This window comes from Variovorax sp. CF079, assembly GCF_900101545.1.
In the GTDB taxonomy this organism is placed as follows: Bacteria; Pseudomonadota; Gammaproteobacteria; order Burkholderiales; family Burkholderiaceae_C; genus Variovorax.
The window spans coordinates 213,905-240,285 of record NZ_FMZU01000009.1 but is presented as its reverse complement, the minus strand read 5'-3'; the positions used below and the strand labels follow the sequence as shown (position 1 = coordinate 240,285).

Sequence of the window (26,381 nt, the reverse complement as noted above, 5' to 3'; positions counted from 1 at the left end):
CGCTCAGGACGGCACAAATCCTTGGTGAAATCCCGCAGCACGCCAGGGCCGATCGAAGTTCAGTTCGCCGCCATCGCAGGTCATGAACTTCAGACGCTCCTCGGCGTAGCGCGCGACGGCCGCAGGCGCAAGCCGCCGCCCGCAGAGCGCGACATGGCCGTCGGGACGCACGAGATAGAAGGAAGGCCGCGCAATCTTCTGGCGCTCCAGTTCCGCGTCGTTGACCGGATCGGCCGGGATCACGTGCACCCGCAGCAGCTCGCCGAGGCCCGTCGCGCTGCCCGCAGGCAGGTCCTGTCCGAACACGAGCAGATGGAAGTGCGTGTCCGCGAGCTTGTCGAACGAATCCTCGACCGGCCCGTCCGCGGCAAAGCGCAGATACAGCCAGGGGAAGCGATCGCCGGCGCTCGGCGCATCGGACGGCAGCGCGTCCAGCGCTGCCGACAGCGGGCCCGCGCGGTAGTGGATGCCGGTCTGCGAGACGGTGCGAAACGCGAGCTTCTGCACGCGTTCGCGGCCCATCGCGAAGGCGGCGAGCCGGGCCAGCACCCGCGTGCGCAGCAGGCCGGCGAACGGCGCGTCGGAGACCACCACCCTGAAGCCCCGGTCGGTCGTCTCGAGCAGGCGCCGCGCGACGGGGAGGCGCTCGGCCTCGTAGGAGTCGAGCAGCGTCTCGCCGGCTTTGCCCTCGACCACCAGCGCGATCTTCCATGCCAGGTTGTAGGCATCCTGCAGGCCGGTGTTCATGCCCTGGGCGCCCACCGGGCTGTGGATATGGGCCGCATCGCCGAGCAGGAAGCAGCGGCGATCCCGGAACCGCGACGCGCTGCGGTGGTGGATGCGGTAGGTGGAGAACCAGGTACACGCCTTGAAGGACAGCCCGGTGCCGGCCTCGGCGTGCAAGGAAGGAATCACGTCCTCGAAGCGCGCGTCGTCCTTGCCGCGCAGCTCGGGCGGCAGGATGCCGACGATGCGCCAGTGGTCCTGGCCGCGCATCGGGAAGAGCAGGTGGAAGCCTTTCCTCCACAAATACACGTTGACCTCGTCGGGGACCATGCCGCCCGTCATCTCCACGTCGGCGACGAAGAACACGTGTTCGTAGGGGGCGCCGGGAAAGCCGATGCGGTTCATCTCGCGCACCGCGCTGCGCGCCCCGTCGCAGCCGGCCATCCAGGTGGCGTCGATGCGGCGGATCGTGCCGCCGGCAACTCGGAGCGTCGCCGTCACATGGCCGGGCTCCTGAGCGAGCTCGATCATCTCGGTGTTCCAGTGCACCGCCAGGCCCCAGTCGCTCAACCGGTCGCCCATGATCCGTTCGTTGTCGTCCTGGCCGAGGATCAGGATGTACGGGAACGGGGTCACGCGTGCGCCGGCTTCGCCCAGGGGCACGCGCGCCATCTTCCGCCCTTCGGCCCACATGTTGGCGCCGGTGCCACGCTTGCCGAGTTCGAGCGCGCGCTCGGCGATCCCGAGCTGGGCGTAGATCTCCAGCGTGCGCGCCTGCACGCCGAGCGCCCGGGTCTGCAGCGAGGGCCCGGCGTGCCGGTCGATGATCACGGTGCGAACGCCGCGCCGGCCGAGCTGGTTGGCGAGCATCAGGCCGGTGGGGCCGGCGCCGACGATCAGGACATCGCAATCCATGGCGGTCTCCTTGTTCTTTTGAAAGTCGTCATCGTGCGAGCTAGCCATTGAGCACCCGAAGGTCGTCATCGCGCAACTCGCCGGCGGCGCGCTACGATCCACATCGCGCGACACGCGTTCGGCAGGAGGTGGTATGGCAACGGCAGCAAGGTCGGATGGCAGCGGCACCGCGGACTTCGGCGCGGGGCGTTCCTCGTGGTGGAACTGGCCCCTGCAGCAGTGGCCATGGCCGGCTGTCGCGCCGCAGCAGCTGAGCCAGCCGATCAACTCGGGCTGGTCACTGGTCAGCGTGACCCATAACAACTCGTCGGCACCCGACATCGAGCGCGACGTGCTCCAGCAGCACAGTTATGGCCGCCAGATCGGCCGGCTGATGGACGCGGTCTCGGCGCTGGCCGAAAAGCTGCCGCCCAAGGAGAAATCCGACAAGCGCATCGCCGACTTCGAGACGCTGGCGCGCGAGGTCGAGCGCATCAAGCAGAGCGCGCGGCAGCCGCGCGTCGAGCGGCTGCAGAAAGAACTCGACGCGCTCAGGCGTGAAGATCCGAACGCCTACCGGCAGTTGAAGGCGAAGCTGCCGTAGTCAGCCGGCCGCGCGCCGAAGCGCCGCCACCACGGCCTCGCCCATCTCGCGCGTGCCGACGCGCCGGCAGCCCGGCTGGAAGATGTCGCCCGTGCGCAGGCCTTCGGCCAGCACCGCGCGCACCGCGCGCTCGACGCGCTCGGCCTGCTCGGCGAGGCCGAAGGAATAGCGCAGCAGCATCGCCATCGAGAGGATGGACGCGAGCGGGTTCGCGAGGTCCTTGCCGGCGATGTCGGGCGCGGTGCCGTGCACCGGTTCGTAGAGGCCCTTGCTGCCGGCCGCCATCGAGGCCGAGGGCAGCATGCCGATGGAGCCGGTAAGCATGGCGGCCGCGTCCGAGAGGATGTCGCCGAAGATGTTGCCGGTGACGATCACGTCGAACTGTTTGGGCGCGCGCATGAGCTGCATCGCGGCCGCGTCGACGAACAGGTGCGTGAGCTCGACGTCGGGATACTCGGCGCCCACGCGCGCGACGACCTCGCGCCAGAGCTGCATCACTTCGAGCACGTTGGCCTTGTCGACCGAGCACAGCTTGCGCCGCCTCGCCCGCGCGGTGCGGAAGGCGACGTGCGCGATGCGCTCGATCTCGGGCTCCGAATAGCGCATGGTGTTGAAGGCCTCGCGTTCGCCCCGGGCGTTGGTGCCGCTGCCGCGCGGCTCGCCGAAATAGACGTCGCCGGTGAGCTCGCGCAGGATCATCAGGTCCAGGCCTTCGACGATCTCCGGCTTGAGCGTCGAGGCGCCGATCAGTTCGGGGAAGAGAAAAGCGGGACGGAAGTTGGCGAACAGGCCGAGTTCCTTGCGTAGCCGCAGCAGGCTTGCGCCCGGCCGCATGGCAAAGGGAATGGCCTCGTCGCCGGGCATCCCGGCGGAGCCGAACAGGATGGCGTCGGCACGGCGCGCGATCTCGCTGGTGGCGGCGGGCAGCGGGTCGCCGGCGCTGTCGATGCCGGCCTGGCCGATGGGCGCCTCCACCAGTTCCACCGCCTGGGTCGGGCCGAGCACGGCCTTCAACACCTTGACGGCCTGGGCCGTCACCTCGGGACCAATGCCGTCGCCGGCCATCACTGCGATCTTCATCTTGGGGACACTTCTTTCGTTGAGAGGAGGGAGGGTCAGGCGCCCGCGCGAGCGCGCTCGAAAGCCTCGATGCGCGCGGACTGCGTCAGCGTGTAGTCGAGCTCGTCGAGGCCTTCGAGCAGGCAGTGGAGCGCGAAGGGATCGATCTCGAACGAAGCGCGGCTGCCGTCCGGCGCCGTCACGCTTTGCGCCGCGAGATCGATGCAAAGCCGCGCGCCGGGCCTGGCTTTCAGGGTGGCGAGCAGACCGTCGACGAGGTCTTCGGCCAGGCGCACCGGCAGCAGCCCGTTCTTGAGCGCGTTGGAAAAAAAGATGTCGCCGAAGCTGGGCGCGATCACGGCGCGGAAGCCGCCGTCGACGAGCGCCCACACCGCATGCTCGCGCGAGGAGCCGCAGCCGAAATTGCGGCCGGCCACGAGGATGCGCGCTTCGGCATAGGCGGGGTTGTTGAGCGGGAAGTCGGCGCGCAGCGCGCCCTCTGCATCGCGCCGCACGTCGCGGAACAGGAAGTCGCCGAAGTTCGCCGAGCGCGGCTTTTGCAGATAGAGCGCCGGCACGATCTGGTCGGTGTCGATGTTGATGCGCGCGAGCGGCGCGGCCACGGCATCGAGCCGGTTGAAGGCTTCCATGCTCAATGCTCCTTCTGCATCAGGCCGCGCACGTCGGCGAGCCGGCCGGTCACGGCAGCGGCGGCAGCCATGGCCGGGCTCATCAGGTGCGTACGTGCACCCGGCCCCTGGCGGCCGACGAAATTGCGGTTGGAGGTGGAGGCGCAGCGCTGGCCCGGCGCGACCTGGTCGCCGTTGGTGCCCAGGCACATCGAGCAGCCCGCGTAGCGCCACTGGAAGCCGGCCGCGCGGAACACCGCATCCAGCCCCTCGGCCTCGGCCTGGCGCTTGACCAGCCCCGAGCCGGGCACCACCCAGGCCTCGACGCCCTCGGCCACATGGCGCCCGCGCGCCACGGCGGCGGCGCTGCGCAGGTCTTCGATGCGGCCGTTGGTGCAGGAGCCGATGAACACGCGCTGCACCGCGATGTCGGTCAAGGCCTGGCCGGCCTCGAGGCCCATGTAGGCGAGGGCGCGGCGCATGGCCTCGCGTTTCTCGGCGCCGGCCGCGTTCGCGGGGTCGGGCACGCGGCCCGAGATGGGCAGCACGTCCTCGGGGCTGGTGCCCCAGGTGACCATGGGCGCGATGTCGTCCGCATGCAGCGAGAGCTCGCGGTCGAAGCGCGCATCGGCATCGCCGGGCAGCGTGCGCCAGCGCGCCACGGCCTGGTCCCAGGCGGCGCCCTGCGGCGCGTGGGGCCGGCCGGCCAGCCAGGCGAAGGTGGTGTCGTCGGGCGCGATCATGCCGGCGCGCGCGCCGGCTTCGATCGACATGTTGCACACCGTCATGCGCGCTTCCATCGAGAGGGCGCGGATCGCCTCGCCCGCGTACTCGATCACGTGGCCGGTGGCGCCGGCGGTGCCGAGGCGGCCGATGACGGCGAGGATGATGTCCTTGGCCGTCACGCCCGCGACTAGACGGCCCTCGACGCTGACACGCAGCGTGCGCGGCTTGCGCTGCCACAGCGTCTGCGTGGCGAGCACGTGCGCCACTTCCGAAGCGCCGATGCCGAAGGCCAATGCGCCGAGCGAGCCGTGCGTGGAGGTATGGCTGTCGCCGCAGACGATCAGCATGCCCGGCAGACTCAAGCCCTGCTCGGGGCCGACCACGTGCACGATGCCCTGGCGCTCGTCGTCGAGGCCGAAGAAGCGGATGCCGGCGGCGGCGCAATCGTCCTCGAGCGCCTGCGCCATCGCGCGCTTCTCGGGGTCGGCGATGCGGCCGAGCGCGCGCGCGTCGGTGGGCACGTAGTGGTCGGGCGTGGCGAAGGCGCGCTCCGGCGCGCGGACCTTCAGACCCTTCTGCCGCAGCATCTCGAAGGCCGGCGCCGAGCCGTCCTGCAGCAGGTGGCGGTCGACATAGAGCAGGCTCTGGCCGTCGTCGCGCTGCATCACGACGTGCTCGGCCCAGATCTTGTCGAGGAGGGTGCGTGGGGGCGTGTTCGATGTCATCGGTTCTGGATCAATCGAGCTTGGCGCCTGACAAGCGCACGATCGACTCGTAGCGCTTGATCTCGGAGACGATGAACTGGCCGAACTCCTCGGGCGTGCCGCCGCCGATCTCGGCGCCGAACTCGGCCATGCGCCGCTTCATGTCGACCGACTGCAGCACCTGGTTGGCCTCGGCATTGAGCTTGTCGATGACGGGCCGCGGCGTGCCCGCCGGCGCCATCAGCCCGTACCACGAGGAGGCATAGACGCCGGGCAGACCCACTTCGTCGAAAGTGGGCACGTCGGGCAGCGCGGGATTGCGCTTTTTCGAGGCCACCGCGAGCGCGCGCATCTTGCCGCTGGCGATGAAGGGCAGGCAGGTGGTGGTGTCGAGCATCAGCGAGATGTGGCCCGCCACCAGGTCGGCCTCGGCCGGCGCGGTGCCCTTGTAGGGCACGTGCACGATGTTGATCTTGGCGGCGCTCATGAACTGCACCGCCGCCAGGTGCTGCGAGGAGCCGACGCCGCCGGAGCCGTAGTTGAGCTTGCCCGGATTGGCGCGCGCCACCTCGATCAGCTCCTTGGCCGTCTTGGCCGGCGAGGAGGCCGGCACGACGAGGATGTTGGGCACGTTCGAGACGTAGACGATCGGCGCGAAGTCCTTGATCGGGTCGAAGCCCAGCTTCGAATAGAGATGGATGTTGACCGCGTTGGGACTGATCGAGCCCATCAGCAGGTTGTAGCCGTCGGGCTTCATGCGCGCCGCGAGCTCGGTACCGATGTTGCCGCCCGCGCCGCCGCGGTTGTCGATCACGATCGGCTGGCCCAGCTTCTGCGCGATCGGCTCCGAGATCATGCGCGCGGTGGTGTCGACGCCGCCGCCCGCGGGCCAGGGCACCATCAGCTTGATCGGCTGGTTCGGGTAGCCGGCGGCTCCTTGCTGGGCTGCCGCGAGTCCTGCGGCGGCGAGCAGGGCCGCCATCATGCAGACATGCGCTTTCTTCATCATCGCGTGGTCTCCTGTCTTTGTAGTGGAGGCCATGCTATTTGCCGCAGCCCGGCGCAGCAATCACAATTAAGGCATGCGGGGCATGATCAAAGCTCATGCCTCAACCTCAACTTCCATGTCACGACGTCTGCCCCCGCTCAATGCCCTGCGCGCCTTCGAAGCCGCGGCCCGCTGCGGCAATTTCACGCGCGCGGCCCAGGAGCTGTGCGTCACCCAGGGCGCGGTGAGCCGGCATGTCGCGACGCTGGAAGGCTGGCTCAAGGTGCAACTCTTCGAGCGCGGCCGTCATGGCATCGCGCTCACGCCGCCGGGGCAGGCCTACTTCGGCACCGTGCGCGCGGCGCTGGACCAGATCGACTACGGCACGCGCCAGTTGCAGGCCAGCCCCGACGAGCGCTGCCTGCGCATCAAGCTGCCGCCCACCTTCGCGATCCGCTGGCTGGTGCCGCGGCTCGCGCGCTTCCATGCGCTGCACCCGCGCATCGACGTGCAGATCACCACCTCGCACCAGCGCGCCGACTTCGCGCGCGAGGAGGTGGACGTGAGCATCCATTCCGAGCCGAGCCCGCCCGCGGGGCCGGGCGTGCGGCGCCTGTTCGGCGAGACACTGCTGCCGGTCTGCGCGCCGGGCCTGCTGCAGCGCGGGCCACCACTGGCGCGGCCGGCCGACCTCGCGCGCCACGTGCTCTTGTGTTCGATGAACCGGCCCAAGGACTGGCCGGCCTGGCTGGCGGCCGCGGGCGCGCCGCAGATCGACGGCAACAGCGGCCTCAAGTTCGAGAACGCCGCGCTGGCCTACCAGGCGGCAGCGGACCAGCTGGGCGTGATGGTCGCGCTGCACGCCTTCGTGCGCGACGACCTGGCATCGGGCCGCCTGGTGGCGCCGTTTGCGCTGCAGGTGGAAACGCCGGGCGCCTACTACCTGGCCTGCCGCAGCGAAGCGCCGCTGCCCGAGCGCGTGCAGGCCTTCGAAGCCTGGATCGTGCAGGAGGCCGAGGCGATGTCCCGGGCGGGCCCTAGCTGAGAACGTCCAAGCTGCGCAGGATCCACGACAGCTGGTAGACCAGATTCGCCGCCGCGAGCCCCGCGTGGAAACGCCGGTTCGCCGTATAGGCCGCGACCCCCCGCCAGCACGAGGTAGCCCCCGATGTGCAGCGGGTACTCGAGGTCGAAGCCGGCGAAGTACTGGTGCCCCTTCAGCAAGGTGTCGAACACGATCGAGATCGCGAGCAGGCCGAAGAACCATCGGCGCCGCGACATGCCGCTACGTCAGAATGCAGCTCCCATTTCTCATCACCCGTGCCGCAGGAGCCTCTGTGTTTTCACATGTCTTTGTGAGCGTGACCGATTTCGAGCGCGCGTTGACCTTCTACAGCGCCGTCATGGACAGCCTCGGCATCGAGCTTCGGTTCTGCGAGCGCGAGAAGCCATGGGCGGGCTGGCACAGCGCCGGGCGCGCGCGGCCGTTCTTCGTGATCTGCAAACCCTACGACGGCCAGCCGCATGAGGCCGGAAACGGTCAAATGATTGCCTTCGCTGCCGCCGACCGGGCCAAGGTCCACACTGCACATCAGGCAGCGCTGGAACATGGCGGAAGCTGCGAAGGACCGCCCGGGCTCAGAGAACAGTACCACCCGCACTACTACGGCGCCTACTTCCGCGACCCGGATGGCAACAAGCTCTGCGTCGCATGCCACGAACCCGCGGGGAGCTAGCGGTCCGCTGCTCCATGAGCCTTCCATCACGCGTAGCCCGCATGCTCGGAGCGCTTGCGCTGCCGTTGTGCTGCGGCCTGACAGACATCGCCGTCGCTCCGGCCCATGCCAACCCCGGCCAAGGCCCGAGCTGGGGCGCGATCGCGTCCGTGCACGGGTGGTACGGCTACTCGATCAACCACCCATCCCGCGGCGCTGCGGAGCTTGCGGCACGCGCCCAGTGCGATCGCGCGGCGGGCCGCTCGGGCCCTTGTGCGGTCCGCGCGTACTTCGATCGCTCCTGCGGCGCTCTCGCGACGGGAAACTACGGGGAATGGGGCACGGCCACCGCTTCCACGGCGGCCGCTGCGGGCAAGGCGGCCGCCGGGCAATGCGACAGCCATCTGCCGACAGAGCCTTGCAAGGTGGTCGTCAGCGTCTGCTCGTCGCGCTGAGCGCGGCCTCGCGTGGGCCGGGTCGAAGCGACATTCAGAGCTTTTCTCACCTGCTGCTGAAGGAGGCCTGAATTTCTGCGATTGTTTGTTTTGGATCTTGGAGATGCGGATAGTGCCCGAGATGGGGGAGAAGAGTGAATTCGATATTGGCCTTCTTGGCGAACTCGACGCCCATCTCCTTGTTGATATAGAAATCCTTCTCACCCCAGATGACCTTGACGGGCGTCTTGAGCCTCGCCAGATGGGACTCGAAATACTTCTGATCCCTGGTGAAGTGTGAGTAGTAGTGATAGAAGGCATCCGCCGAGGTGAGGCCGTCTTGACTCCATCCGCGCAGCATGTCGTCCTTGAGTTCCGGGGACAGGTCGAACTGCTCATTCTTTGGCAAGCCTCTTCTGAAAGCGTTCTCCAGTATCTCGTCGCGATTCCTGTTCATCGAGGCATGAATCAAATCGGACGATGGCTTCGACTTGAGGCCCTGCAGGTTCTCGTGCATGTACTGAGGCCTGTCGAATGGCGCAAAGTCGCCCACGATGATCGTCCTCGCGATACCCGGCTCTTCCAAGGCGAGAAGAAGCGCCGGCAGGGCACCGATGTCCGTGGCGTAGATGACCAGCCTGGATCTATCGATGCCTGCCTTGTCGATGTATGCCTTCAGCACACGCGCATAGTCTTGCGGCGCGTAAGAGAACTTGCCCGCCGGCAGTCTTGATGAAAGACCGTAGCCCGGCCAGTCGAAAGCATGGACTTCGTAGTCCTTGCCGAGCACCAGGGAAATATCCTTCCAGGCATGGAGAGTCTCCGGAAAGCCATGCAGAAAAAGCACGACGCCTTTCGGCCTTGCAGTGTGAACGACCATCCGCCTGAGCTTGATGTCGGAAGTCGCCTCTATGAATCCGACTTCTGCTTTTGAAGCTTGCTCGCGAGCATGTCGGGTGCATCCAACGAGAACTGAAAAGCCAAGCGCAAGAACAGCGATCAGTACTTTCTGCATGGATGCTCGCGACATACGCAAGGTCCTTCTTGAAGCTGGCCTCAACCCGGCACAGGCGAAGCGCATCAAAGATAGCGCACCTCGGCCACGACCGGGGCATCGGCCTGGTTGGTGTCCGCGTTGGCGTAGGCGCCGCCCTGGCGGAACCAGTAGCGGCATCCGGTGCGGCCCAGCACCTTCACGCAAGTCTGCCCGTCGTCACGGATGCTCCAGGTGCCCACGACCCGGCCGAGCCCGCCCACGGCTTCCACCGTTCCGTCTGCGCGGAATTCCCACTGGGAAAGCTTTCCGCTCGCGATGTTCTTCGACACCACCGTCTTGCCGAGCAGGCTGGCCTCGATCTCGGCCTTGCTCAGGTAGGTGCGCTCTTCGGCGAAGGCCGCGCCCGGCTGCAGGATGGCGAATGTCGCGAGTGCGGCGAAGGCGAACCGGATGAAGGAGGAACTGCGCACAATGTGGGCCTTTCGTCGATCGGAACCCGTGTCGCAATCGGGTTCGCCATGGCCGCTAATTTTGGGGATTCGCCTCCTTCGGCACGAGTAAGCAGCGCACGCGTGGCATGTGACGCGGTTCACATGGGGTGAGGTCGCACGCGCATGCCTCAGGGACAACCCTGCTCATTCAGCAGACAGTTGTCGATGTTTCAGGCAGTTGATTTGTCCGCATTTCCAACACGGTGCGGCCATGCCTTCGCGAGCCTCCGGGAAAGGAGGGTGCACGAGCGCAGGCACGGCATGTGCACTGTCAAGCGGCATCCGTTGCCACCCGCCCGCCCATGCCACAAGCAGAACCGTCCAGCGAAACCCTTCTCGACGCCGACATCGCGATCCTCGGCCTTTCCTTGCGAGCCTCCAACGTGCTGCGGCGCCACGACCTGAACACAGTCCGCGACGTGACGCGCGTATCGCCCCGGAAGCTGTTTGTCATGACGCGACTGGGACGCCGGTCGGTGGCGCAGATCGCTTCGAGCGTGGAGCGCCGCGGGCTGCGGCTTGCGGACGATGGGAGGAGGGAGCCGGGCGCCGTTACCGGGGCTGCGCAGCGGTAAGCGACGGGGTTCGGTCGTGGCCACCGCCTGCGCGCACTGATCAAGTCGGTCGCACGACCGAACATCCACCTGTTGCGCATCGACTTCGCACGTTCTGTATCTGTTCTTCCCCGCACTGCGCGACGAGGATGGAACCCCGTTCAAGCGAGAGGTTCCATGACAACACTGACCCGCAGCCAGATTGCCGATCAGATCGCGGCCGAACTGGGGCATGGCTTCGACGGTGAGATCCGCATCGGCGGCCACTACGTGTCCGCCGTGCGTGATGGCCGCACGGTCTACATCAGCGGCCAGGTGCCGCGGGTCGGCAGCACGGTGATGGTGACCGGCCGCGTCGGAGAACAGGTCTCGCTCGATGAGGCGCGGAAGGCTGCGCAGATCTGCGCGCTGCGCGCCCTCGCCATCCTGCGCCAGACCCTCGGCTCGCTCGATGCGATCGAGAAGATCCTGCGCATCGGCGTGCTTGTGCAATGCACCGCCGACTTCACGCAGCAAAGCGAGGTGGCCGATGCAGCCTCGGATCTGATGCACCGTGTCTTCGGCGAGGCCGGCGTGCACACCCGCACCTCCGTCGGCGTCTACGCCCTGCCGAAGAATGCGGCCGTGGAGCTGGACATGATCGTCGCCGCGCGCGATGCGCTCTAGAACGTGATCCGGCCAACGAAGAATCAAGGTGTGAGCATGAATGATCGAAGCGCGGTGGTGATCGGGTGCGGAATCATGGGCTGCGATATTGCGGCCATCTTCCTGGCCGGCGGATGGTCGGTGCAGCTCGTGGGGCACAGTCCCTCGAAGTGGGTGGGTGCGCAGGAGCGCATCGCGAAGTCTGTCCAGCAGCTGGGCTCGGAGCAAGAGTCCGGGTCACTGGTATTTCACTCCCGGATCGAAGACATCTCATGGGCCAACGTCCATATCGTGCTGGAGTCGGTCACGGAGAATATGGAGATCAAGAAGTCGATTTTTTCGACCCTGGACAGGCTGGCTCCTGCGGGCGTTCCAATGGGGTCGAATAGCTCCAGCATGCGCATCACCGACATCTGTGCGGGCCTGAAAACCGCAGAGCGCATGGCGAACACCCATTTCTTTCAGCCCGCGCATCTGGTCCCCTTGGTGGAAATCGCCAAAGGCGAACGCACTGAAGCATCGACATTGGATGCGCTCCACCAGGTGTTCCGCTCGCTGGGAAGAGCGCCGGTGCGCGTGAATCGCGACGTTCCAGGCTTCCTCGCCAACCGCATCCAGCACGCGCTGATGCGGGAGGCTTTTGCCGTCATCGACGAGGGGCTGCGACGGCCGAGGACGTCGATGTCGCTGTTCGGTTTGGATTCGGATTCCGCTATGCAGCTGCCGGCCCGATGTTGCTCAAGGAGTTCGCGGGCTTCGATACCCAGCACGCGGCGGCGACCGTCATCTATCCGTCGCTCTGCAACGACAGCGCCCCCCGAAAGACGCTGACGGATCTGATGACGCGCGGGCGCTTCGGCGTCAAGGCGAAGAAAGGTTTCAGGGATTGGACGGACGAAGCCATCGCCGAAGAGTGCCAGCGATATGAGACCGCACTGATGCAGGCGGCCAACATCCTTGTTCTCGGCAGGCCGCACGCCGACGAACCGAGCTGAGCATGGCGTCGGATCAACGCCGAGCGCGGAAATCGGGGGATCGAGCCACCACCGCTCTGATCTCTTGCATCAACGCTCGCGCGCCCGGCGAGGGGAATGCGCCCAGACGCTGCGTGAGACCGATCTCGCGGCGCGTCCGGTCAAGGGGGAAGTTCAGTACGACCAGGCTGCGGTCGCGAATCTCGTAACGCAGCTGGTGCGCCGAGATCGCGGTCAGCATGTCGCTTTCCAGCAGCAAGCCGCGCAGCACCGCGAGATCGCCGGTCTCGACGGCAGGCATCGGCGGCGCCTGCCGCGCCTCCGAGAAGAAGCGCTCGAGCAACTCGCGCGACGGCGAGCCGTGCCGCGAGAGCGCCCATCTCGCCTGGCGCAACGCATCGAAGTCGATGCGCGCGGCGCGTGCGAGCGGATGGCCGGCGCGTGCGATCACCGAAATGCGATCCTCGAACAGCGCTTCCTGCTTCAGGTCCTTCGCCTCGTCGGCGCTGCGCAGTGCGCCGAGGATGAAGTCGATGTCGCCGCTGCGCAGCGATGCTGCCAACGCGTCGTATGGGCTCTCAACCGTCGCAACGTGCAGTCCCGCGTGACGCACGACCAGCGAAGCGATCGCGAGCGGCAGGATCTGCGTACGGCCGAGCGGAAGCGCGCCGACATTCACGCTCCCCTGCAGCGTTCCTTCGCTGGCGGCGATGTCCGGGCCGATGTGGCGCAGTTCCGCAAGCACCCGCTTGAAGTGGAACGCGACGATCTCGCCCGCCGGCGTCGGCGACAGCCCGCGCGTCTTGCGATCGAAGAGCGCGACACCGAGCCCGCCTTCAAGGTCCTTCAGCGCGCTGCTGATGGCCGGCTGCGTGATCCCGAACTCGCGCGCGACCGCAGGCATGTTGCGCTTCTCGACGAGACTCGCGACCACCGCGAGACGACGGCCGTTCAGTATCGACGTGAACAGCGGGTGGAGGTCGGCAGACGCGCCGATGCCGCCGCGTGCGACGAGCCGGGCTCGTGCGTCTTCGAACTCGCGCTCGATGCGGTGCGCACGCACCAGCACCAGCTCGCCGTACGAATTCAGCGCCATTCCGCGCGGGCGTCGATCGAACAGCGGCCTGCCCAGCCCGCCTTCGAGTTCAGAGATGGAGCGCGTGACGCCCGAGGCCACGCGGTACAGCTCGTCCGCGGCCCCGGCGATGCTGCCGGCCGCGGCCACGGCCGAGAACGCGCGCAGGTGCCGCAGGTTGATGCCGAGCGCGCCGCTGTGTGCCCTGTCGATAACTTTGTGTCTCTGATGGTCGGGCTTCACCGGCAAATCTTCTCTCTCCAAAGGAGTTGATGAATCTCAGTGTAAACCCTAGCAGATAAAGAAGTCTGATGGCAAGGCAAGCCGAATTCACGCCACGCCGCGGCGCCGGCAACCACACTTGGCGCAATGACGTCATCAACCGACTGGATTGCAAATGATCATCGACTGCCATGGCCACTACACCACTGCTCCCAAGGCACTGGAGAACTGGCGCAATCAGCAGATCGCGGGCATCAGGGATTCCGCGCTGAAGCCCCGCGCCTCGGATTTGAAGATCAGCGACGACGAGTTGCGCGAGTCGATCGAGGGCAATCAGTTGCGCCTCATGAAGGAGCGCGGCAGCGATCTGACGATCTTCAGCCCGCGGGCGAGCTTCATGGCGCACCACATCGGCGACTTCGAGATTTCTTCCGCTTGGGCGGCCCTATGCAACGAGCTGTGCTTTCGCGTCAGCCAGTTGTTCCCTGATCACTTCATCGGCGCGGCCATGCTGCCGCAGTCGCCGGGGGTCGATCCGCGCACCTGCATCCCGGAGCTGGAGCGCTGCGTGAAGGAGTACGGCTTCGTCGGCCTCAACCTCAACCCCGACCCTTCGGGTGGCCACTGGACCAGCCCCCCACTGTCCGACCGCCACTGGTACCCGCTCTACGAAAAGATGGTGGAGCACGACATCCCGGCGATGGTGCATGTGAGCACGAGCTGCAATGCCTGCTTCCATACCACCGGTGCGCACTACCTGAACGCCGATACCACGGCCTTCATGCAGTGCCTGACGTCGGACCTCTTCGAGGACTTCCCGACGCTGCGCTTCGTGATCCCGCACGGCGGCGGCGCGGTGCCCTACCACTGGGGCCGGTTCCGCGGCCTGGCGCAGGAAATGAAGAAGCCGCTGCTGAAGGACCACCTGCTGAACAACATCTTCTTCGACACCTGCGTCTACCACCAGCCGGGCATCGATCTGCTGACGCGCGTGATCCCGGTCGACAACATCCTGTTCGCCAGCGAAATGATCGGCGCGGTGCGCGGCATCGATCCGGAGACCGGTTTTCCCTACGACGACACGCGGCGCTACATCGACGCCACGCCCATGCTCGACGACGCGGCGCGCCACCAGATCTACGAAGCCAACGCGCGCCGGGTGTATCCGCGCCTCGACCGCGCCCTCAAAGCCAAGAGCCTTTGACCATGACCACACTCCATCAACTCGGCGTCGTCCACCGCAGCGTCACGCGCGCCGACCCGGCCGCTGTCGAAAAGCTCTCACGCTTCGGCGTCTCGACCGTGCACGAGGCGCTCGGCCGCCTCGGCCTGATGCAACCGCGCATCCGCCCCATCTATCCCGACGCGCGCTTGTGCGGTCCGGCCGTCACCGTACTGCTGCAGCCCGGCGACAACTGGATGCTGCATGTCGCGGCAGAGCAGATCCAGCCCGGCGACGTGGTGGTCGCGGCCTGCACCAGCGACAGCACCGACGGCTTCTTCGGCGATCTGCTGGCTACCTCCTTCAAGGCGCGTGGCTGCAAGGGCCTGGTGATCGACGGCGGCGTGCGCGACGTGCGCGATCTCACAGGGATGAACTTCCCCGTGTTCAGCCGCGCCATCCATGCGAAGGGCACGATCAAGGCGACGCTGGGCTCGGTCAACGTGCCGGTGGTGTGTGCCGGCGCCCTGGTGCATCCGGGCGACGTGGTGGTGGCCGACATCGACGGCGTGGTGGTGGTGCCGGCTTCGCGCGCGCAGCAGGTGGCCGACGCGGCCGAAGCCCGCGAGTCCAACGAGGTCAACAAGCGCGCGCGTTTCGCCGCCGGCGAGCTCGGCCTGGACATGTACGCCATGCGCGAGCCGCTGGCCAAGGCCGGCCTGCGCTACATCGACTGAGCGCAGACACATGGCTCGCATCATCGGCGCCGTCGCCTGCTCGCATACGCCCACCATCGGCTTCGCTCTCGACAAGAGCAAGCAGCAGGACCCGGTCTGGGCACCCATCTTCGAGGCCTTCGAGCCCGTGCAACGCTGGCTGGAAGAGCGCCAACCCGACGTGCTGTTCGTCATCTACAACGACCACGTCAGCTCCTTCTTCTTCGACCACTATTCGGCCTTCGCACTCGGCGTTGGCGAGCGGCACGAGGTGGCGGACGAGGGTGGCGGCGCGCGCGATCTGCCTGCTCTGGCCGGCCACCCGGCGATGGCGCGGCACATCGGCCGCTCGCTGGTGGCCGACGAGTTCGACATGTCCTTCTTCCAGGACCGGCCGCTGGACCATGGCGTGTTCTCGCCGCTTTCGCTGCTGTGCCCCCACGAGCCGGCATGGCCGACACCGGTCGTGCCGCTGCAGGTCGGCGTGCTGCAGTCGCCCGCGCCATCGGCGCGGCGCTGCTGGCGCCTGGGGCAGGCATTGCGGCGCGCGATCGAAAGCTATCCGGAAGACCTGAAGGTGGCCATCGTTGCAACGGGCGGCCTTTCGCATCAGGTGCACGGTGAGCGCGCCGGCTTCAACAACACAGCCTGGGATGCGCAGTTCCTCGACCTGATCGAGAACGACCCGGTCCGGCTCACCGAGATGACCCAGGCGGAGCTGGCGACCCTGGGCGGACTTGAAGGTGCGGAAGTCATCATGTGGCTGGTCATGCGGGGCGCCCTTTCGTCCAACGTCCGCAAGACGCACCAGAGCTACTACCTGCCTTCGATGACCGGCATCGCCACCGCGATCTACGAGAACCTGGCGAGCCCGCCGGTCGCCGGCGAGGCGAAGCGGCATCGTCGCCGCATCGATGAGCAATTGGTCGGCGTGGAAGCGCTGGAGGGCACCTATCCGTTCACGCTGGAGACCAGCGTGCGCGCCTTGCGTCTCAACAAGTTCCTGCACGGCATGACGCGCCCCGAGCATCGCGCCCGCTTCCTGGCTGACGAAGAGGGCGCGTTCGAAGCGGCCGAGCTGACCCTGCAAGAGCGCGAACTCGTACGCCAGCGCGACTGGCGCGGATTGATCCACTACGGCGTCATCTTCTTCATGCTCGAGAAGCTCGGCGCCGTGCTCGGCGTTTCCAACCTTCACATCTACGCCGCCATGCGCGGCCAATCGCTGGAAGCGTTCCAGCAAACCCGCAACGCGCCTAGCGCACTGTATTCGGTGGCCGGCAAGGACGCGGCGCCCCAAACCTGGAACAGGTCATGAAGATGCTTTCCCGCCGCCACCTGCTCGCCCTGGCCGGCCTGCTGGCGATCGGCGCGCCATTCGGTGCCGGCGCCGCCGATGCCTACCCGACCAAGCCCATCAAGATCATCGTCGGTTACAGCGCCGGCGGCGCGGTCGACCTGATCGCGCGCTCGGTCGGCCAGCGCATGGCCACCATTCTCGGCCAGCCCATCATCGTCGAGAACAAGCCGGGCGCCGGCACCAACATCGCGGTCAAGGCGCTCATCGCCAGCCCGCCCGATGGCTACACCCTGATGCTGGCAGCCAACGCACTGGCCGTGAACCCCACGCTGTTCCAGCCGGCGCCCTACGACCTGGAGCGCGACGTGACGCCGGTGTCCTTGGTCGCGCGGGTGCCGGTGGTGGCTGCGGTGCGCGAGGACTCGGAGTGGAGGACCCTGCAGCAGCTGGTGAGCGCTGCCAAGGCCAAGCCCGGTACCCTCAGCGTCGCCACGCCGGGCAACGGTTCCACGCCGCACCTGGCCATGGAGCTGTTCCAGCACACCGCCGGCGTATCGCTGCGCCACGTGCCTTACAAGGGCGGCGCACCGGCTATCACCGATGTGATCGGCGGGCATGTGGACGTGGTCGCGGTCAATGCGCTCGAAGCCTCGCCGCTGGCGAAGGCCGGCAAGCTGCGCGTGCTGGCACTGATGAGTCCCGAGCGCGCAGCGGTGCTGCCCGGCGTGCCGACGGTCGCCGAGTCGGGCTATCCAGGATTCGAAGCCAGCGTTTGGTACGGCTTCGTGGCACCGGCAGGCCTTCCCAAGCCGGTGCTGACGAAATTGCATGAAGCCGTGCAGAAGGCGCTCGAGTCGCCGGAAGTACGCGACCAGCTCGCCGCGGCCGGCGGTGTTCCCTTGCCCGGTGCGACCGAGCGTTTCGACAAGCTGCTCAAGAGCGACGCCGTTCGCTACGGGAAGCTCATTCGCGAGGCCGGCATCAAGCCGGATTGACATGTTCTCTCGCCTGCCGGCTCGTTGGCACCCATCACCATGACGACTTCGATCCGAGGCATCTGCTCGATGGCAACGCGAGCTCTGCTGGACGAGCTGGCAGCGATGTATTCACGGCTCACCGGGGTGCCGGTCTCCTTCCTGCCGGTCGGCGGTGTCGAAGCCGTACGGCGCGTGTCCGCGGGCGAGCCCTTCGACGTGGTGGCGCTTGCCTCCGACGCCATCGACAAGCTGGTCGCCGCAGGCAAGGTCGACGCGGCCGGCAAGGTCGACTTGGCCCGCTCGGGCGTCGGCGTGGCGGTGCACGCGAGCGCCGAGCGACCCGACATCTCCACGGGAGATGCGCTACGCAGCGCTGTGCAGGGCGCCGCGAGCATCGCTTATTCCACCGGCCCGAGCGGCGTCGCATTGATGGCATTGTTCGAGCGCTGGGGCATTGCCGGCGAGATCCGGAGCCGACTGGTGCAGGCGCCGCCTGGCGTGCCGGTCGGTTCGCTGATCGCGCGCGGCGAGGCCGCGCTGGGATTCCAGCAAATGAGCGAGCTGATCGGCATCGAAAGGATCCGATTGATCGGCCCCTTGCCACCGGAGATTCAGATCATCACGATCTTTTCGGCCGCTCCGGGCATCGGCTCCGCGCAGCCCGCCGCCGTGCGCGCGCTGCTCGATTTCATGATCTCGGCGGACAGCGCCGAATCAAAGCGCCGCCATGGCATGGATCCGGCCTGAAGGGGCTCAATACACGTCGCGCCGATAGCGGCCTTGCGCGATCAGCTCGTCGAACCCGGCCGTTCCCAGCACTTCCCCGAGAACCGCGTCCACGCCGGGCGCCATGCCTTCGAGGCTGCCGCACACGTAGACGAGCGCGCCATCGGCGATCCAGCGCCGCAGTTCGTCCGCCGCTTCGCGCAGGCGGTCCTGCACGTACCTGCGCTCGGGCTGGTCGCGCGAGTAGACGAGGTCGGCGCGCGCCAGCATGCCGAGCGCCTGCCACTGCGCGACCTCCGCGGCGCAGAAGGCGTCGTGCGCGGACTGGCGTTCGCCGTACACCAGCCAGTTGCGCCCGTGGCCGCGCCGCACCCGCTCGCGCAGGTGCGAACGCAGGCCCGCGAAGCCGGAGCCGTTGCCGATGAAGATGCAGGGCAGGTTCTCGTCTGCGAGCGCGAAGCCGGGGTTGGCGACCAGCCGCATCTCGATGTCGGCATCGAGCGGCGCGCCGGCGGTCAGCCAGCCGGATGCGACGCCCAGGCCGTTGTCGTGGCGCGCCTGCCGCACCAGCAGTTGCACGCAGCCGTCGGCAGCGATCGAGGCCACCGAATAGCTGCGCGGCGCCAGCGGCGCAAGAGGAGGACGGGCATCGGCAGTGCCGTTCGGATGAGGCGGCAGCACCTCGACCAGCGCGCCCGGCGCCCACGCTGGCGCGCCGGCACGATGCAGCTCGATCTCGAACAGCGGATCGCCCTGGCTGCCATCGTTCTGCAGGCTGCGGCGCACGAGCCGCCAGGCTTCGAAGGGACGCTCGGCAGAAGAGGCCGGATGCGAGGGCCACGCAGGACCCCGCACATCGAAGGCCTCGGCGATCGACCGCTGCCAGCGCCCGATGGCTTCGGGATTGCCGTTGTCGACCTCGACCATCGGAAACAGCGCCTGCGCCCCCTGGCTGCGCAGGTCGTGATCGAGCTTCCGGCCGAAGCCGCAGAAGGCGGCGTAGTGCCAGTCGCCGAGTGCCAGCACGCCGTAGTGCACGTGCCGCAGCTGCGAGCCCGCCTGCTGCGCGAACTTGCGCGCGAAGGCGCGTGCGCTGTCGGGCGGATCGCCGTCGCCGAAGGTGCTGACGACCCACAGCACCTTGCGGAAGTGCAGCAGCGCATCGACGCTCAGCTCGGCCAGGGTCTTGACCACGGTGCCGACGCCCGCCGACTGCAGCGCGGCCGCGGTCTGCAGGGCGACGCGCTCGGCATGGCCCGTCTGCGTGGCGAAGGCGATCAGCACCTGCTCCGCGCCCTGCGCCGCGCCGCTTCGGCCGCGGCCGAGCCGCGCACGCTCGGCGCGCACCGCTTGGCTTGTGCGACGGCGGCCGAGGTACAGCATCCAGCCGGTGATCGCGAACAGCACCAGGCCCAGGCTGGCGAGCATCATCAGGATGCGGCCCGGCAGGCCCCAGTAGGTGCCCATGTGCAGCGGATAGATGCTGTTCACGAGACGTCCGGCCAGCGGCTTGTCGGCATAGCGTTCGTGCTGGCTCGCCTCGCCGGTGGCGGCGTGCAGGTAGAGCCGGTTGCGCGCGCGCTCGTGCTCGGGCGCGGCGCGCAGGTAGGTCGCCTCGACTTGCGAGGCATTGCGCGCCGGCAGGCGCAGCGTGACCTGGCTCCAGTCGCCGCCGGTCGTTTGCTGGAAGGACAGCCACACGCGCTGGAGGTCGAGCCGGACGGGGGCGGCGGCATTGGCGGCGCCGCCCTGCATCCGCTGCGTCCGCGCGGCGCGCCCAACGCCTGCCGCGTCGTCGACCAGCGAGCGCACCCCATCGAAGGCCCAGTAGATGCCCGTGAGGCCGGACACCAGATAGGCCAGGAGCGCGATCGTCCCGGCCACGGCATGCAGGTTCCACAGGAAAATACGGCCGCTTTGCGCGAAGTCGATCCGCAGCCAGCTGCGCCACGCGAGCGGCCGACGCGGCCAGCGCAGGTACAGGCCCGACAGTGCGAGCACCAGCAGCGCTGCGGCCAGCGTGCCGGTGACCGGCTTGCCGGTGTCGCGCGGCATCAAGAGCCAGCGATGCAGGCTTTCGGCGAACTCGAAGAAGGCATCGCCGCGCGGCTCGGGCAGCAAGGCCGCGCTGAAGGGATCGACCAGGCGCGTTTCGCCGCGGCGTTCGCCGGGCGGGGGGGCGAAGTTCACGCGCGCCGGCCGGCCCGGCTCGGCGTAAAGCGTCAGCGTCAGGACGCGGCGGCCGGGCTCTGCGGCCTGGAGTTGGTCGAGCAGGGCGGCCGGCGCCAGCGCCCTGGCATCGGCTGCGGCCGGCACGCGGTGCAGCGCCGGATTGAGCAGGTCGACGATCTCGGCGCGGAACGAAAGCACGGCGCCGCTCAAGCCGATGACGGCCAGCACCGTCCCGGCCGTGATGCCGATGAACCAGTGAATCTGGACCCAGATGCGCCGAAGAAGAGCCATCGCAGAAGCCGTCGTCTTCTTTAGAGATCGATCTTGAGCGTCGCCTTGACGCTGCGCGGCGCGCCCACCGCCAGCCGTGTGCCGGCGGCCGCCCAGTAGCGCTTGTCGCCGACGTTGTCGACGTTGAGCTGCCACAGCGTCCGCTTGCCAAAGAGCTGCGTGACGTAGCGCGTGCCGAGGGCGAAGATCGTGTAGCCGCCGATGAAGCCCTGGTTCAGGTCGTCGATCGGGCGCCGGCCCGTGTAGTAGGCGCCGCCGTTGACCGAGAGCCCCGGCACCGCCGCGATGTCGTAGGAGAGGAAGGCGCTCGCCGTGTGCTTGGCCGTGTTCTCGGGCATCTTGCCGTTGTACTGGGCGTTGACGTCGCGGAACTCGGCGTCGAGGGCTTGCGCCGACAGCTGCCAGGCCAGCTGGCGCGTCAGGCGTCCCTGCGCCGAGAGCTCGATGCCGCGGTAGTTCTGGCGGCCGTCGGCGACGAAGGTGTTGGCGCTGTTGGTGTAGGCGCCGGGCCGCTCGATGTCGAACAGCGCCGCCGACAGCAGCGTGCCCGTGCCGGTCAGCCAGCGCAGGCCGAGCTCCTTCTGCTTGCTCACGCCCGGCGGCATGCGGTTGTTCTGGTTGGCGGTGCCCGTGGGTGCGACCTCGCCTTCCTCGACGCCTTCCGCATACGAAACGTAGGTCACGAGATCGGGCGTGAACTTGTAGCTCAGCGCGGCCAGCGGCGTGGTCTTCTTCACGTCGTAGTCGATCCGCGGCAGCGTCGAACTGGCGAACTGCGTGCTCTCGAAGCGCGTGTGCCGCACGCCCGCCGCCAGCTGCCATTCCGGCGAGAAAGTGATGCGGTCGAGCGCGTACAGGCCCAGCTCCGTGCTGTCCTGCGCGCCGGTGGTCGGCTGTGTAGGCAGCGCGGTCAGCGGCAGGAAGCCGATGGCGCGCGGGAAGTACAGGTTCTGCGCGGTGGTGGCGCCGCCGTAGTTGCGCTGGAAGATCGGGTCCTGGGTCTTGTCGCTGCGCGCGACGCCCAGCGTGAGCTCGTGCTGCACGCCGCCGGTCGCGAAGGTGCCGAACAGCTCGCTGCGCAGCAGGTCGGAGCTTTGCTCCAGGTGCTGCACGTTGCCGGTGATGCGGCCGGCGCCGGTGCGCACGTTGTAGTTGCCGAACATCGCGAGCCGCCGGTCGCGCTCGGCCTCGGAATGCCCGGCTTCCACCATCAGGGCCCAGTTGTCGCTGAGCGAGTAGTCGGCGCGCAGCTGGGTGTTCGTGACTTCGGCTTCGAAGGTGGCCCAAGGCGGACCGATCAGCTTGCGCGGGTCGGGCAGGGCCGGCAGCGCGATCACGCCGTTGACGGCCGCCAGGCGCGTGATGCCGGCCTGCTCGGTGATGCTCTTGCGGTAGTGCTCGAGATCGGCCTTCAGCGTCAGGCGGTTGTTGACGCGCCAGTCGAATGCCGCCGACAGGAACTTGCGGTTGCCGTCGACGCCCTCGATCGGCGAGCCCAGCTGTCCGCCGGCCGCGTTGATGCGCAGGCCGTACTGGTTCTGGTCGCCGAACTGGCGGCCCACGTCGACGAAGCCCTGCGCCGTGCCGTGGTTGTCGAAAGTCATGCCGAGCGTCGCGACCGGCGTGCTGCCGGCGCGCTTGGTCACGAAGTTGACGACGCCGGCCGGCGAGGTGAAGCCGTAGTAGAGCGCCGACGCGCCCTTCAGAACTTCGACACGCTCCTTGTTCTCCATCGGGATCTCCGACACGTTGGGAATCGCGAGCGAGCCGTTGAGCCGGTAGTTGGTGCGGTTCTCCACCGCGATTCCGCGGATCACGAGCTGGTCGAAGGTGTCGCCGCCGTTCTGCTGGCGCGTGACGCCGGCCGTGTTGCGCAGCACGTCGTAGATGCTGGCCGCGCCCTGCAGCTCGATGACTTCGCGCGTCACCGTGTTGACCGTGGCCGGCACGTCCATGATGCTGGCGCCGCGGAAGGTGCCGGCTTCGACGGTGTTGGCGACGAAGCCGCTGGTGCGGTCGGACTGCACGGTCACGGCGCGGAGTTCGTCGCCGGTATTCGAGGGAGAGGGGGCGGCCTGCGCGCAGGCCAGCTGCGCCGCCAGCGCGAGCGGCATCGAGGCGAAAAACTTGTGCATGGGAACGCAAGCCGACGGGCGCAGATCCCGGCGACGACATCAGGAAAGAGAGATTGAGACCGGTCGATTGTAGGCGACAGAATGAGAATTATTCTCATATCTGACACCCGAAAGCGCGTCCGGCTCGGTTTCCATCGTCGGTCTCGAAGTCGTCTAGACAACCGGAGTCTGATGACCGGCTGTGACGGCCTCTTGACGCGTTGACAACGCCCGTGTGTCAGCCGATGGCTTTCAGGCGCAGGCCATGTATCGTGAGATGAGCGCGATCTCTGGCGCTGCTAGGCTGAGACATGAACCTGTCGATCGAACCCGTTTCCGAAGCGCATTTCGCGGGGCTGCGTGTCGCGCTCGACACGGTGGCGCGCGAGAAGCGATTTCTTGCATTCACGCAGGCGCCTCCTGTGGAGCAAGCCTTCGACTTCTACCGCTCCATCATCGCCGACGACGGCTGCCAGATGGTCGCCTTGCTCGACGGACAGGTGACCGGCTGGTGCGACGTGCTGCCGAGCCATGGCCAGGCCCGGTCGCATGTGGGCATTCTCGGCATCGGCCTGATTCCATCCGCGCGGCATCTGGGCATCGGCGCGAAGCTGATGCAGGCAACCATCGCGGCGGCATGGGCCAAGGGAATGACGCGCATCGAACTCACGGTGCGCGTCGACAACACGAACGCCAAGGCCCTGTACGAACGGCTCGGTTTCGAAGTCGAAGGGCTCCTGCGCCGCGCTTTCCGGGTCGACGGCGAGTACTTCGACAGCTATTCGATGGCGTTGTTGCGCGGCGCTGCCGGAGCGCCGGTTCCGGCATCAGAGATCCTTGTTCGCGCCGCCGGCCTTGATGATGCTGTCGCGGCCGCGGCGTGCGTCAATGCCGCTTTCGAGCTGTACATCGAGCGCATGGGCAAGGCGCCGGCGCCCATGCTGGCCGACTATCCTGCGCTCATTGGTGCAGACAAGGTGTGGGTCGCGGTGCGCAGCGGCCAAGTGGCGGGGGTGCTCGTGCAGTACGAGACGGAGGATGGCTTCTATGTCGACACCGTGGCTGTGGCCCCGGCGTGTCAGGGCACGGGAGTCGGACGGGCGCTCTTGCGCTTTGCCGAGAGCGAGGCGCTGCGCCGCGGTTTCGAGGCCGTCTACCTGCGCACCAACGCCAGGATGACCGAGAACCAGATCCTCTACCCGAAGATCGGCTACGTCGAGTACGACCGCAGAACCGAGGGTGGGTACGAGCGGATTTTCTATCGCAAGTCACTTGTTCCGGCCGCGTCCTCATGAGAGCGCGGCCAGGAATCAACGAGGTCAGAGAGGACCGAAGCGCTCGAGCGCGGCCAGCCGAAGTCGCCGGTCTCATATCTCGCTGTTGCGAGCGGCGCGCATGCAGGCGCTTTTCTGTTCAAGGTCTGGACCAACATGCTTGTTGGCGGCGCGCTCTTCCTCGTGGGTGCCGCGAGCGCACTGACCACGCGGCGGGCAACAATCGGCCAGAGCAGCCGGTCAGTGCTGGCGCCCCAAAGCGGCCTGCCAACCCCGCTTTCGACCCGAACCCGACCTGAGCGGCACATTTTCGACGTCGAAGCGGTCCTCGGGGAACTGGCGAGATAGCTATTGATGCCTCGAACAGGTGTTGCGCTCCGCCTGCAATCGGCAGATAGTCAACTGGCCGTATGCAACGTGCGCGGCGCGCCGATCTGCTGCCAGCGTGGAGCTGGAGGTCTCGCTTTCACGCGGGCCGAGAGCGGGAAGGGGCAGGATGGTAAGGGGACGCCCGCCGCGATCGTCGCAACCTTTGACAGGAGACAAGATCATGGCACAAGCGAATTGGCGCCTCGAAGGCGAATGGCTCAAGAACTGCACCTGCGCATACGGCTGCCCCTGCGATTTCAACGCGAAGCCGACACAGGGCTACTGCAAGGGCTTCTTGGGTATGCGCATCACGAAGGGACATTTCGACAGCACGACGCTGGATGGACTGTGCTTCTTCGCGGTCGTCTCATTCCCCGGCCCGCTGCATGAAGGGAATGGCCAGCTGCAACCCATCATTGAGGAACGCGCCACCGCGGAGCAGCGCGAGGCGCTGTTCAACATCATGTCGGGAAAGAACTCGGCCGAAGGGACGCTTTTTCAGATCTGCAGCCTCATCGTGACCAAGATGCATGACCCCATCTTCGCTCCCATCACGTTCCAGTTTGACAAGTCCGCCCGGACCGCACGCCTCGTCATCCCCGGCGTGCTCGAAACCGAGGTGGAACCTATCAAGAACCCGGTGACCGGTGCCCCCCACCGAGTCCAAATCGTGTGTCCGGAGGGGTTCGAGAACCTCGAGGGCGAGGTGGCTTCTTCCAACATCCGCAGCACCGGGGCCATCAAGTTCGAGACGCAGGGTGGACACAGCACACTTGCCCACGTCGTGCAGACACCGGAAGGTGTGGCAGCGTAGCGAGGGCTCCGCCTGCGCAGAGGTGAAGAGACCGTTGGAGGCGCCCAAGTGAATGGCGGCTCACTGATCCAGGGGGCGCTGCGGCGTGACCGCCTCCTCGTCATTTCCTGCCTGTTGTTCGTTGTCGTCTTGTCGTGGACTTATTTGCTGACCGGCGCCGGGATGATGCAAGAGATGGGCGAAATGCTGATGCCCATGAGTTCAGGGCCATGGACATTCGGCCATGCGATCATCGTCCTCGTCATGTGGGCTGTGATGATGGCGGCAATGATGTTGCCGAGCGCCGCGCCGATGATCCTGCTCTATGCCACCATCGCACAGCGCCGCAGCGAACGAGGCGAATGCGCGACTGCTTCAGGCATCTTCGCCATCGGGTACATCGCTGTTTGGGCTGCGTTCAGCTTGGCAGCGGCAGCCCTTCAGTTTGGGCTGGAGAAAGTCGCCATGCTGTCGCCGATGATGCAGACAACCAGCATAGCGCTCTCGGGCGCAGTGCTGATCGGCGCCGGTCTTTACCAATGGACGCCGTTGAAGCACGCCTGCCTTCGGTATTGCCGCTCGCCTCTGGACTTCATCATGACGCATTGGCGCCCTGGCGCGGGCGGCGCGTTCAGGATGGGCTTGCGTCACGGCGCGGTCTGTGTGGGTTGCTGCTGGTTGCTGATGTTGTTGCTCTTCATTGGTGGCGTCATGAACCTCGCCTGGATCGCGGGCATCGCTCTGTTCGTGCTGGTCGAAAAGCTCAGCCCGGGCGGCGACTGGATAGGCCGCGGCGCAGGGGCCCTCTTGGTCGCATGGGGTGTCGCGACATTGCTCGTCTCGTTCTGAAAAGTCCGATTGGCAAAATTGGCCTCGGACCCACGTGCGAACGGCCGCTATGCGCACCTTTGTTTGACTTCCGCTTTTGGTCGTTCAGTGACTTCAGTGCGGTCCTGCGCCCGTCCGAGAAGCGGACGGTCACGACCTGTGGAGCGGGCTGGCGGACTGGGCGTGCGACGGGCGTTCCACCTTGACGTCGCTGTCGCAGGA

26 protein-coding genes are annotated in these 26,381 nt (G+C 67.2%); 16 read left to right on the top strand and 10 right to left on the bottom strand.

Translation table 11 applies throughout. The features are described 5' to 3' along the window. Positions 1-3: 3 nt before the first annotated feature. Complete coding sequence (locus BLS74_RS14510; RefSeq protein WP_093107328.1) at positions 4-1,641, bottom strand: FAD-dependent monooxygenase; 1,638 nt, start codon at positions 1,639-1,641, stop codon at positions 4-6. A 133-nt stretch (positions 1,642-1,774) separates the two neighbouring features. Between BLS74_RS14510 and BLS74_RS14505 the strand changes: the two genes are divergently transcribed. Then, positions 1,775-2,224, top strand: a complete 450-nt coding sequence (locus BLS74_RS14505; RefSeq protein WP_093107326.1) for a hypothetical protein — start codon at positions 1,775-1,777, stop codon at positions 2,222-2,224. Here the strand turns inward: BLS74_RS14505 and leuB are convergent, their stop codons facing one another. The 4 genes from leuB to BLS74_RS14485 are packed head-to-tail and all read right to left on the bottom strand — an operon-like array spanning position 2,225 to position 6,351. Then, positions 2,225-3,304, bottom strand: a complete 1,080-nt coding sequence (leuB, locus tag BLS74_RS14500; protein WP_093107324.1) for a 3-isopropylmalate dehydrogenase — start codon at positions 3,302-3,304, stop codon at positions 2,225-2,227. Positions 3,305-3,339: 35 nt separating this feature from the next. Next, positions 3,340-3,933: a 3-isopropylmalate dehydratase small subunit gene (leuD, locus tag BLS74_RS14495; RefSeq protein WP_093107322.1), complete on the bottom strand. Its 594-nt coding sequence runs from the start codon at positions 3,931-3,933 to the stop codon at positions 3,340-3,342. A 2-nt stretch (positions 3,934-3,935) separates the two neighbouring features. Further along, on the bottom strand, positions 3,936-5,363 hold the full coding sequence (gene leuC, locus BLS74_RS14490) for a 3-isopropylmalate dehydratase large subunit (RefSeq protein ID WP_093107320.1): 1,428 nt from the start codon (positions 5,361-5,363) through the stop codon (positions 3,936-3,938). 10 nt (positions 5,364-5,373) lie between these two features. Then, on the bottom strand, positions 5,374-6,351 hold the full coding sequence (locus BLS74_RS14485) for a Bug family tripartite tricarboxylate transporter substrate binding protein (RefSeq protein WP_093107318.1): 978 nt from the start codon (positions 6,349-6,351) through the stop codon (positions 5,374-5,376). Positions 6,352-6,466: 115 nt separating this feature from the next. On the opposite strand from BLS74_RS14485, the gene gcvA reads away from it, so the two are divergent. The 3 genes from gcvA to BLS74_RS14470 all read left to right on the top strand — a co-directional run bounded on the left by gcvA (position 6,467) and on the right by BLS74_RS14470 (position 8,500). Then, positions 6,467-7,375 carry a transcriptional regulator GcvA gene (gene gcvA, locus BLS74_RS14480; RefSeq protein WP_170855602.1) on the top strand — a complete coding sequence of 303 codons (909 nt, stop codon included), beginning with the start codon at positions 6,467-6,469 and terminating at the stop codon, positions 7,373-7,375. A 292-nt stretch (positions 7,376-7,667) separates the two neighbouring features. After that, positions 7,668-8,066 carry a VOC family protein gene (locus BLS74_RS14475; protein WP_093107315.1) on the top strand — a complete coding sequence of 133 codons (399 nt, stop codon included), beginning with the start codon at positions 7,668-7,670 and terminating at the stop codon, positions 8,064-8,066. Positions 8,067-8,080: 14 nt separating this feature from the next. Beyond that, positions 8,081-8,500: a DUF4189 domain-containing protein gene (locus BLS74_RS14470; RefSeq protein WP_170855601.1), complete on the top strand. Its 420-nt coding sequence runs from the start codon at positions 8,081-8,083 to the stop codon at positions 8,498-8,500. Between the two features lie 46 nt (positions 8,501-8,546). On the opposite strand, the gene BLS74_RS14465 is transcribed toward BLS74_RS14470, so the two are convergent. Further along, positions 8,547-9,494, bottom strand: coding sequence for an alpha/beta fold hydrolase (locus BLS74_RS14465; protein ID WP_244503873.1), 948 nt, complete (start codon positions 9,492-9,494; stop codon positions 8,547-8,549). A gap of 65 nt (positions 9,495-9,559) precedes the next feature. After that, the gene (locus tag BLS74_RS14460; protein WP_093107309.1) at positions 9,560-9,946 is read right to left on the bottom strand and encodes a hypothetical protein; all 387 of its coding nucleotides are present in this window, start codon (positions 9,944-9,946) and stop codon (positions 9,560-9,562) included. Between the two features lie 323 nt (positions 9,947-10,269). Between BLS74_RS14460 and BLS74_RS14455 the strand changes: the two genes are divergently transcribed. From BLS74_RS14455 to BLS74_RS34800, 4 genes are all read left to right on the top strand, one after another. Then, a complete protein-coding gene (locus BLS74_RS14455; protein ID WP_139191690.1) occupies positions 10,270-10,542 on the top strand; it encodes a DNA-directed RNA polymerase subunit alpha C-terminal domain-containing protein in 273 nt (90 codons plus the stop codon). Positions 10,543-10,698: 156 nt separating this feature from the next. Next, the gene (locus BLS74_RS14450) at positions 10,699-11,187 is read left to right on the top strand and encodes a RidA family protein (protein ID WP_093107305.1); all 489 of its coding nucleotides are present in this window, start codon (positions 10,699-10,701) and stop codon (positions 11,185-11,187) included. 36 nt (positions 11,188-11,223) lie between these two features. Further along, positions 11,224-11,997, top strand: a complete 774-nt coding sequence (locus BLS74_RS14445; protein ID WP_212733663.1) for a 3-hydroxyacyl-CoA dehydrogenase family protein — start codon at positions 11,224-11,226, stop codon at positions 11,995-11,997. Between the two features lie 8 nt (positions 11,998-12,005). After that, a complete protein-coding gene (locus BLS74_RS34800) occupies positions 12,006-12,161 on the top strand; it encodes a hypothetical protein (RefSeq protein ID WP_212733662.1) in 156 nt (51 codons plus the stop codon). A 13-nt stretch (positions 12,162-12,174) separates the two neighbouring features. On the opposite strand, the gene BLS74_RS14440 is transcribed toward BLS74_RS34800, so the two are convergent. Further along, positions 12,175-13,458, bottom strand: a complete 1,284-nt coding sequence (locus BLS74_RS14440) for a LysR family transcriptional regulator (protein ID WP_093107378.1) — start codon at positions 13,456-13,458, stop codon at positions 12,175-12,177. A gap of 154 nt (positions 13,459-13,612) precedes the next feature. On the opposite strand from BLS74_RS14440, the gene BLS74_RS14435 reads away from it, so the two are divergent. Genes BLS74_RS14435 through BLS74_RS14415 form a run of 5 tightly spaced genes read left to right on the top strand, consistent with a single transcriptional unit; the run spans position 13,613 to position 18,339 of the window. Next, positions 13,613-14,641, top strand: a complete 1,029-nt coding sequence (locus BLS74_RS14435) for an amidohydrolase family protein (protein WP_093107303.1) — start codon at positions 13,613-13,615, stop codon at positions 14,639-14,641. A 2-nt stretch (positions 14,642-14,643) separates the two neighbouring features. Continuing rightward, complete coding sequence (ligK, locus tag BLS74_RS14430) at positions 14,644-15,336, top strand: 4-carboxy-4-hydroxy-2-oxoadipate aldolase/oxaloacetate decarboxylase (RefSeq protein WP_093107301.1); 693 nt, start codon at positions 14,644-14,646, stop codon at positions 15,334-15,336. Between the two features lie 10 nt (positions 15,337-15,346). Next, positions 15,347-16,633: a gallate dioxygenase gene (locus tag BLS74_RS14425; RefSeq protein ID WP_093107299.1), complete on the top strand. Its 1,287-nt coding sequence runs from the start codon at positions 15,347-15,349 to the stop codon at positions 16,631-16,633. Further along, on the top strand, positions 16,630-17,610 hold the full coding sequence (locus BLS74_RS14420; RefSeq protein WP_093107297.1) for a Bug family tripartite tricarboxylate transporter substrate binding protein: 981 nt from the start codon (positions 16,630-16,632) through the stop codon (positions 17,608-17,610). The genes BLS74_RS14425 and BLS74_RS14420 overlap by 4 nt, the downstream gene beginning before the upstream one ends. 39 nt (positions 17,611-17,649) lie before the next feature. Then, positions 17,650-18,339, top strand: a complete 690-nt coding sequence (locus BLS74_RS14415) for a substrate-binding domain-containing protein (protein WP_093107295.1) — start codon at positions 17,650-17,652, stop codon at positions 18,337-18,339. Between the two features lie 6 nt (positions 18,340-18,345). On the opposite strand, the gene BLS74_RS14410 is transcribed toward BLS74_RS14415, so the two are convergent. Then, a complete protein-coding gene (locus BLS74_RS14410) occupies positions 18,346-20,781 on the bottom strand; it encodes a PepSY domain-containing protein (protein ID WP_093107293.1) in 2,436 nt (811 codons plus the stop codon). Between the two features lie 20 nt (positions 20,782-20,801). Further along, a complete protein-coding gene (locus BLS74_RS14405) occupies positions 20,802-22,916 on the bottom strand; it encodes a TonB-dependent siderophore receptor (protein ID WP_093107291.1) in 2,115 nt (704 codons plus the stop codon). A gap of 290 nt (positions 22,917-23,206) precedes the next feature. Here BLS74_RS14405 and BLS74_RS34795 point away from each other — a divergent pair, with 290 nt between their 5' ends. The 3 genes from BLS74_RS34795 to BLS74_RS14390 all read left to right on the top strand — a co-directional run bounded on the left by BLS74_RS34795 (position 23,207) and on the right by BLS74_RS14390 (position 26,180). Beyond that, positions 23,207-24,190 carry a GNAT family N-acetyltransferase gene (locus tag BLS74_RS34795; RefSeq protein ID WP_212733661.1) on the top strand — a complete coding sequence of 328 codons (984 nt, stop codon included), beginning with the start codon at positions 23,207-23,209 and terminating at the stop codon, positions 24,188-24,190. Between the two features lie 529 nt (positions 24,191-24,719). Further along, positions 24,720-25,352: a DUF1326 domain-containing protein gene (locus tag BLS74_RS14395; RefSeq protein WP_093107289.1), complete on the top strand. Its 633-nt coding sequence runs from the start codon at positions 24,720-24,722 to the stop codon at positions 25,350-25,352. Between the two features lie 48 nt (positions 25,353-25,400). Beyond that, positions 25,401-26,180 (top strand): DUF2182 domain-containing protein, encoded by a 780-nt coding sequence (locus tag BLS74_RS14390; protein WP_093107287.1) that lies wholly within the window; start codon positions 25,401-25,403, stop codon positions 26,178-26,180. Positions 26,181-26,381 lie beyond the last annotated feature (201 nt).

What these genes read in the sequence shown, in the direction of transcription:
- BLS74_RS14510 (WP_093107328.1), bottom strand. Translation starts at nt 1,641, where the DNA reads ATGGATTGCGATGTCCTGATCGTCGGCGCCGGCCCCACCGGCCTGATG.
- BLS74_RS14505 (WP_093107326.1), top strand. Translation starts at nt 1,775, where the DNA reads ATGGCAACGGCAGCAAGGTCGGATGGCAGCGGCACCGCGGACTTCGGC.
- leuB (WP_093107324.1), bottom strand. Translation starts at nt 3,304, where the DNA reads ATGAAGATCGCAGTGATGGCCGGCGACGGCATTGGTCCCGAGGTGACG.
- leuD (WP_093107322.1), bottom strand. Translation starts at nt 3,933, where the DNA reads ATGGAAGCCTTCAACCGGCTCGATGCCGTGGCCGCGCCGCTCGCGCGC.
- leuC (WP_093107320.1), bottom strand. Translation starts at nt 5,363, where the DNA reads ATGACATCGAACACGCCCCCACGCACCCTCCTCGACAAGATCTGGGCC.
- BLS74_RS14485 (WP_093107318.1), bottom strand. Translation starts at nt 6,351, where the DNA reads ATGATGAAGAAAGCGCATGTCTGCATGATGGCGGCCCTGCTCGCCGCC.
- gcvA (WP_170855602.1), top strand. Translation starts at nt 6,467, where the DNA reads ATGTCACGACGTCTGCCCCCGCTCAATGCCCTGCGCGCCTTCGAAGCC.
- BLS74_RS14470 (WP_170855601.1), top strand. Translation starts at nt 8,081, where the DNA reads ATGAGCCTTCCATCACGCGTAGCCCGCATGCTCGGAGCGCTTGCGCTG.
- BLS74_RS14465 (WP_244503873.1), bottom strand. Translation starts at nt 9,494, where the DNA reads ATGCAGAAAGTACTGATCGCTGTTCTTGCGCTTGGCTTTTCAGTTCTC.
- BLS74_RS14455 (WP_139191690.1), top strand. Translation starts at nt 10,270, where the DNA reads ATGCCACAAGCAGAACCGTCCAGCGAAACCCTTCTCGACGCCGACATC.
- BLS74_RS14450 (WP_093107305.1), top strand. Translation starts at nt 10,699, where the DNA reads ATGACAACACTGACCCGCAGCCAGATTGCCGATCAGATCGCGGCCGAA.
- BLS74_RS14445 (WP_212733663.1), top strand. Translation starts at nt 11,224, where the DNA reads ATGAATGATCGAAGCGCGGTGGTGATCGGGTGCGGAATCATGGGCTGC.
- BLS74_RS34800 (WP_212733662.1), top strand. Translation starts at nt 12,006, where the DNA reads ATGACGCGCGGGCGCTTCGGCGTCAAGGCGAAGAAAGGTTTCAGGGAT.
- BLS74_RS14435 (WP_093107303.1), top strand. Translation starts at nt 13,613, where the DNA reads ATGATCATCGACTGCCATGGCCACTACACCACTGCTCCCAAGGCACTG.
- ligK (WP_093107301.1), top strand. Translation starts at nt 14,644, where the DNA reads ATGACCACACTCCATCAACTCGGCGTCGTCCACCGCAGCGTCACGCGC.
- BLS74_RS14425 (WP_093107299.1), top strand. Translation starts at nt 15,347, where the DNA reads ATGGCTCGCATCATCGGCGCCGTCGCCTGCTCGCATACGCCCACCATC.
- BLS74_RS14420 (WP_093107297.1), top strand. Translation starts at nt 16,630, where the DNA reads ATGAAGATGCTTTCCCGCCGCCACCTGCTCGCCCTGGCCGGCCTGCTG.
- BLS74_RS14415 (WP_093107295.1), top strand. Translation starts at nt 17,650, where the DNA reads ATGACGACTTCGATCCGAGGCATCTGCTCGATGGCAACGCGAGCTCTG.
- BLS74_RS14410 (WP_093107293.1), bottom strand. Translation starts at nt 20,781, where the DNA reads ATGGCTCTTCTTCGGCGCATCTGGGTCCAGATTCACTGGTTCATCGGC.
- BLS74_RS14405 (WP_093107291.1), bottom strand. Translation starts at nt 22,916, where the DNA reads ATGCACAAGTTTTTCGCCTCGATGCCGCTCGCGCTGGCGGCGCAGCTG.
- BLS74_RS34795 (WP_212733661.1), top strand. Translation starts at nt 23,207, where the DNA reads ATGAACCTGTCGATCGAACCCGTTTCCGAAGCGCATTTCGCGGGGCTG.
- BLS74_RS14395 (WP_093107289.1), top strand. Translation starts at nt 24,720, where the DNA reads ATGGCACAAGCGAATTGGCGCCTCGAAGGCGAATGGCTCAAGAACTGC.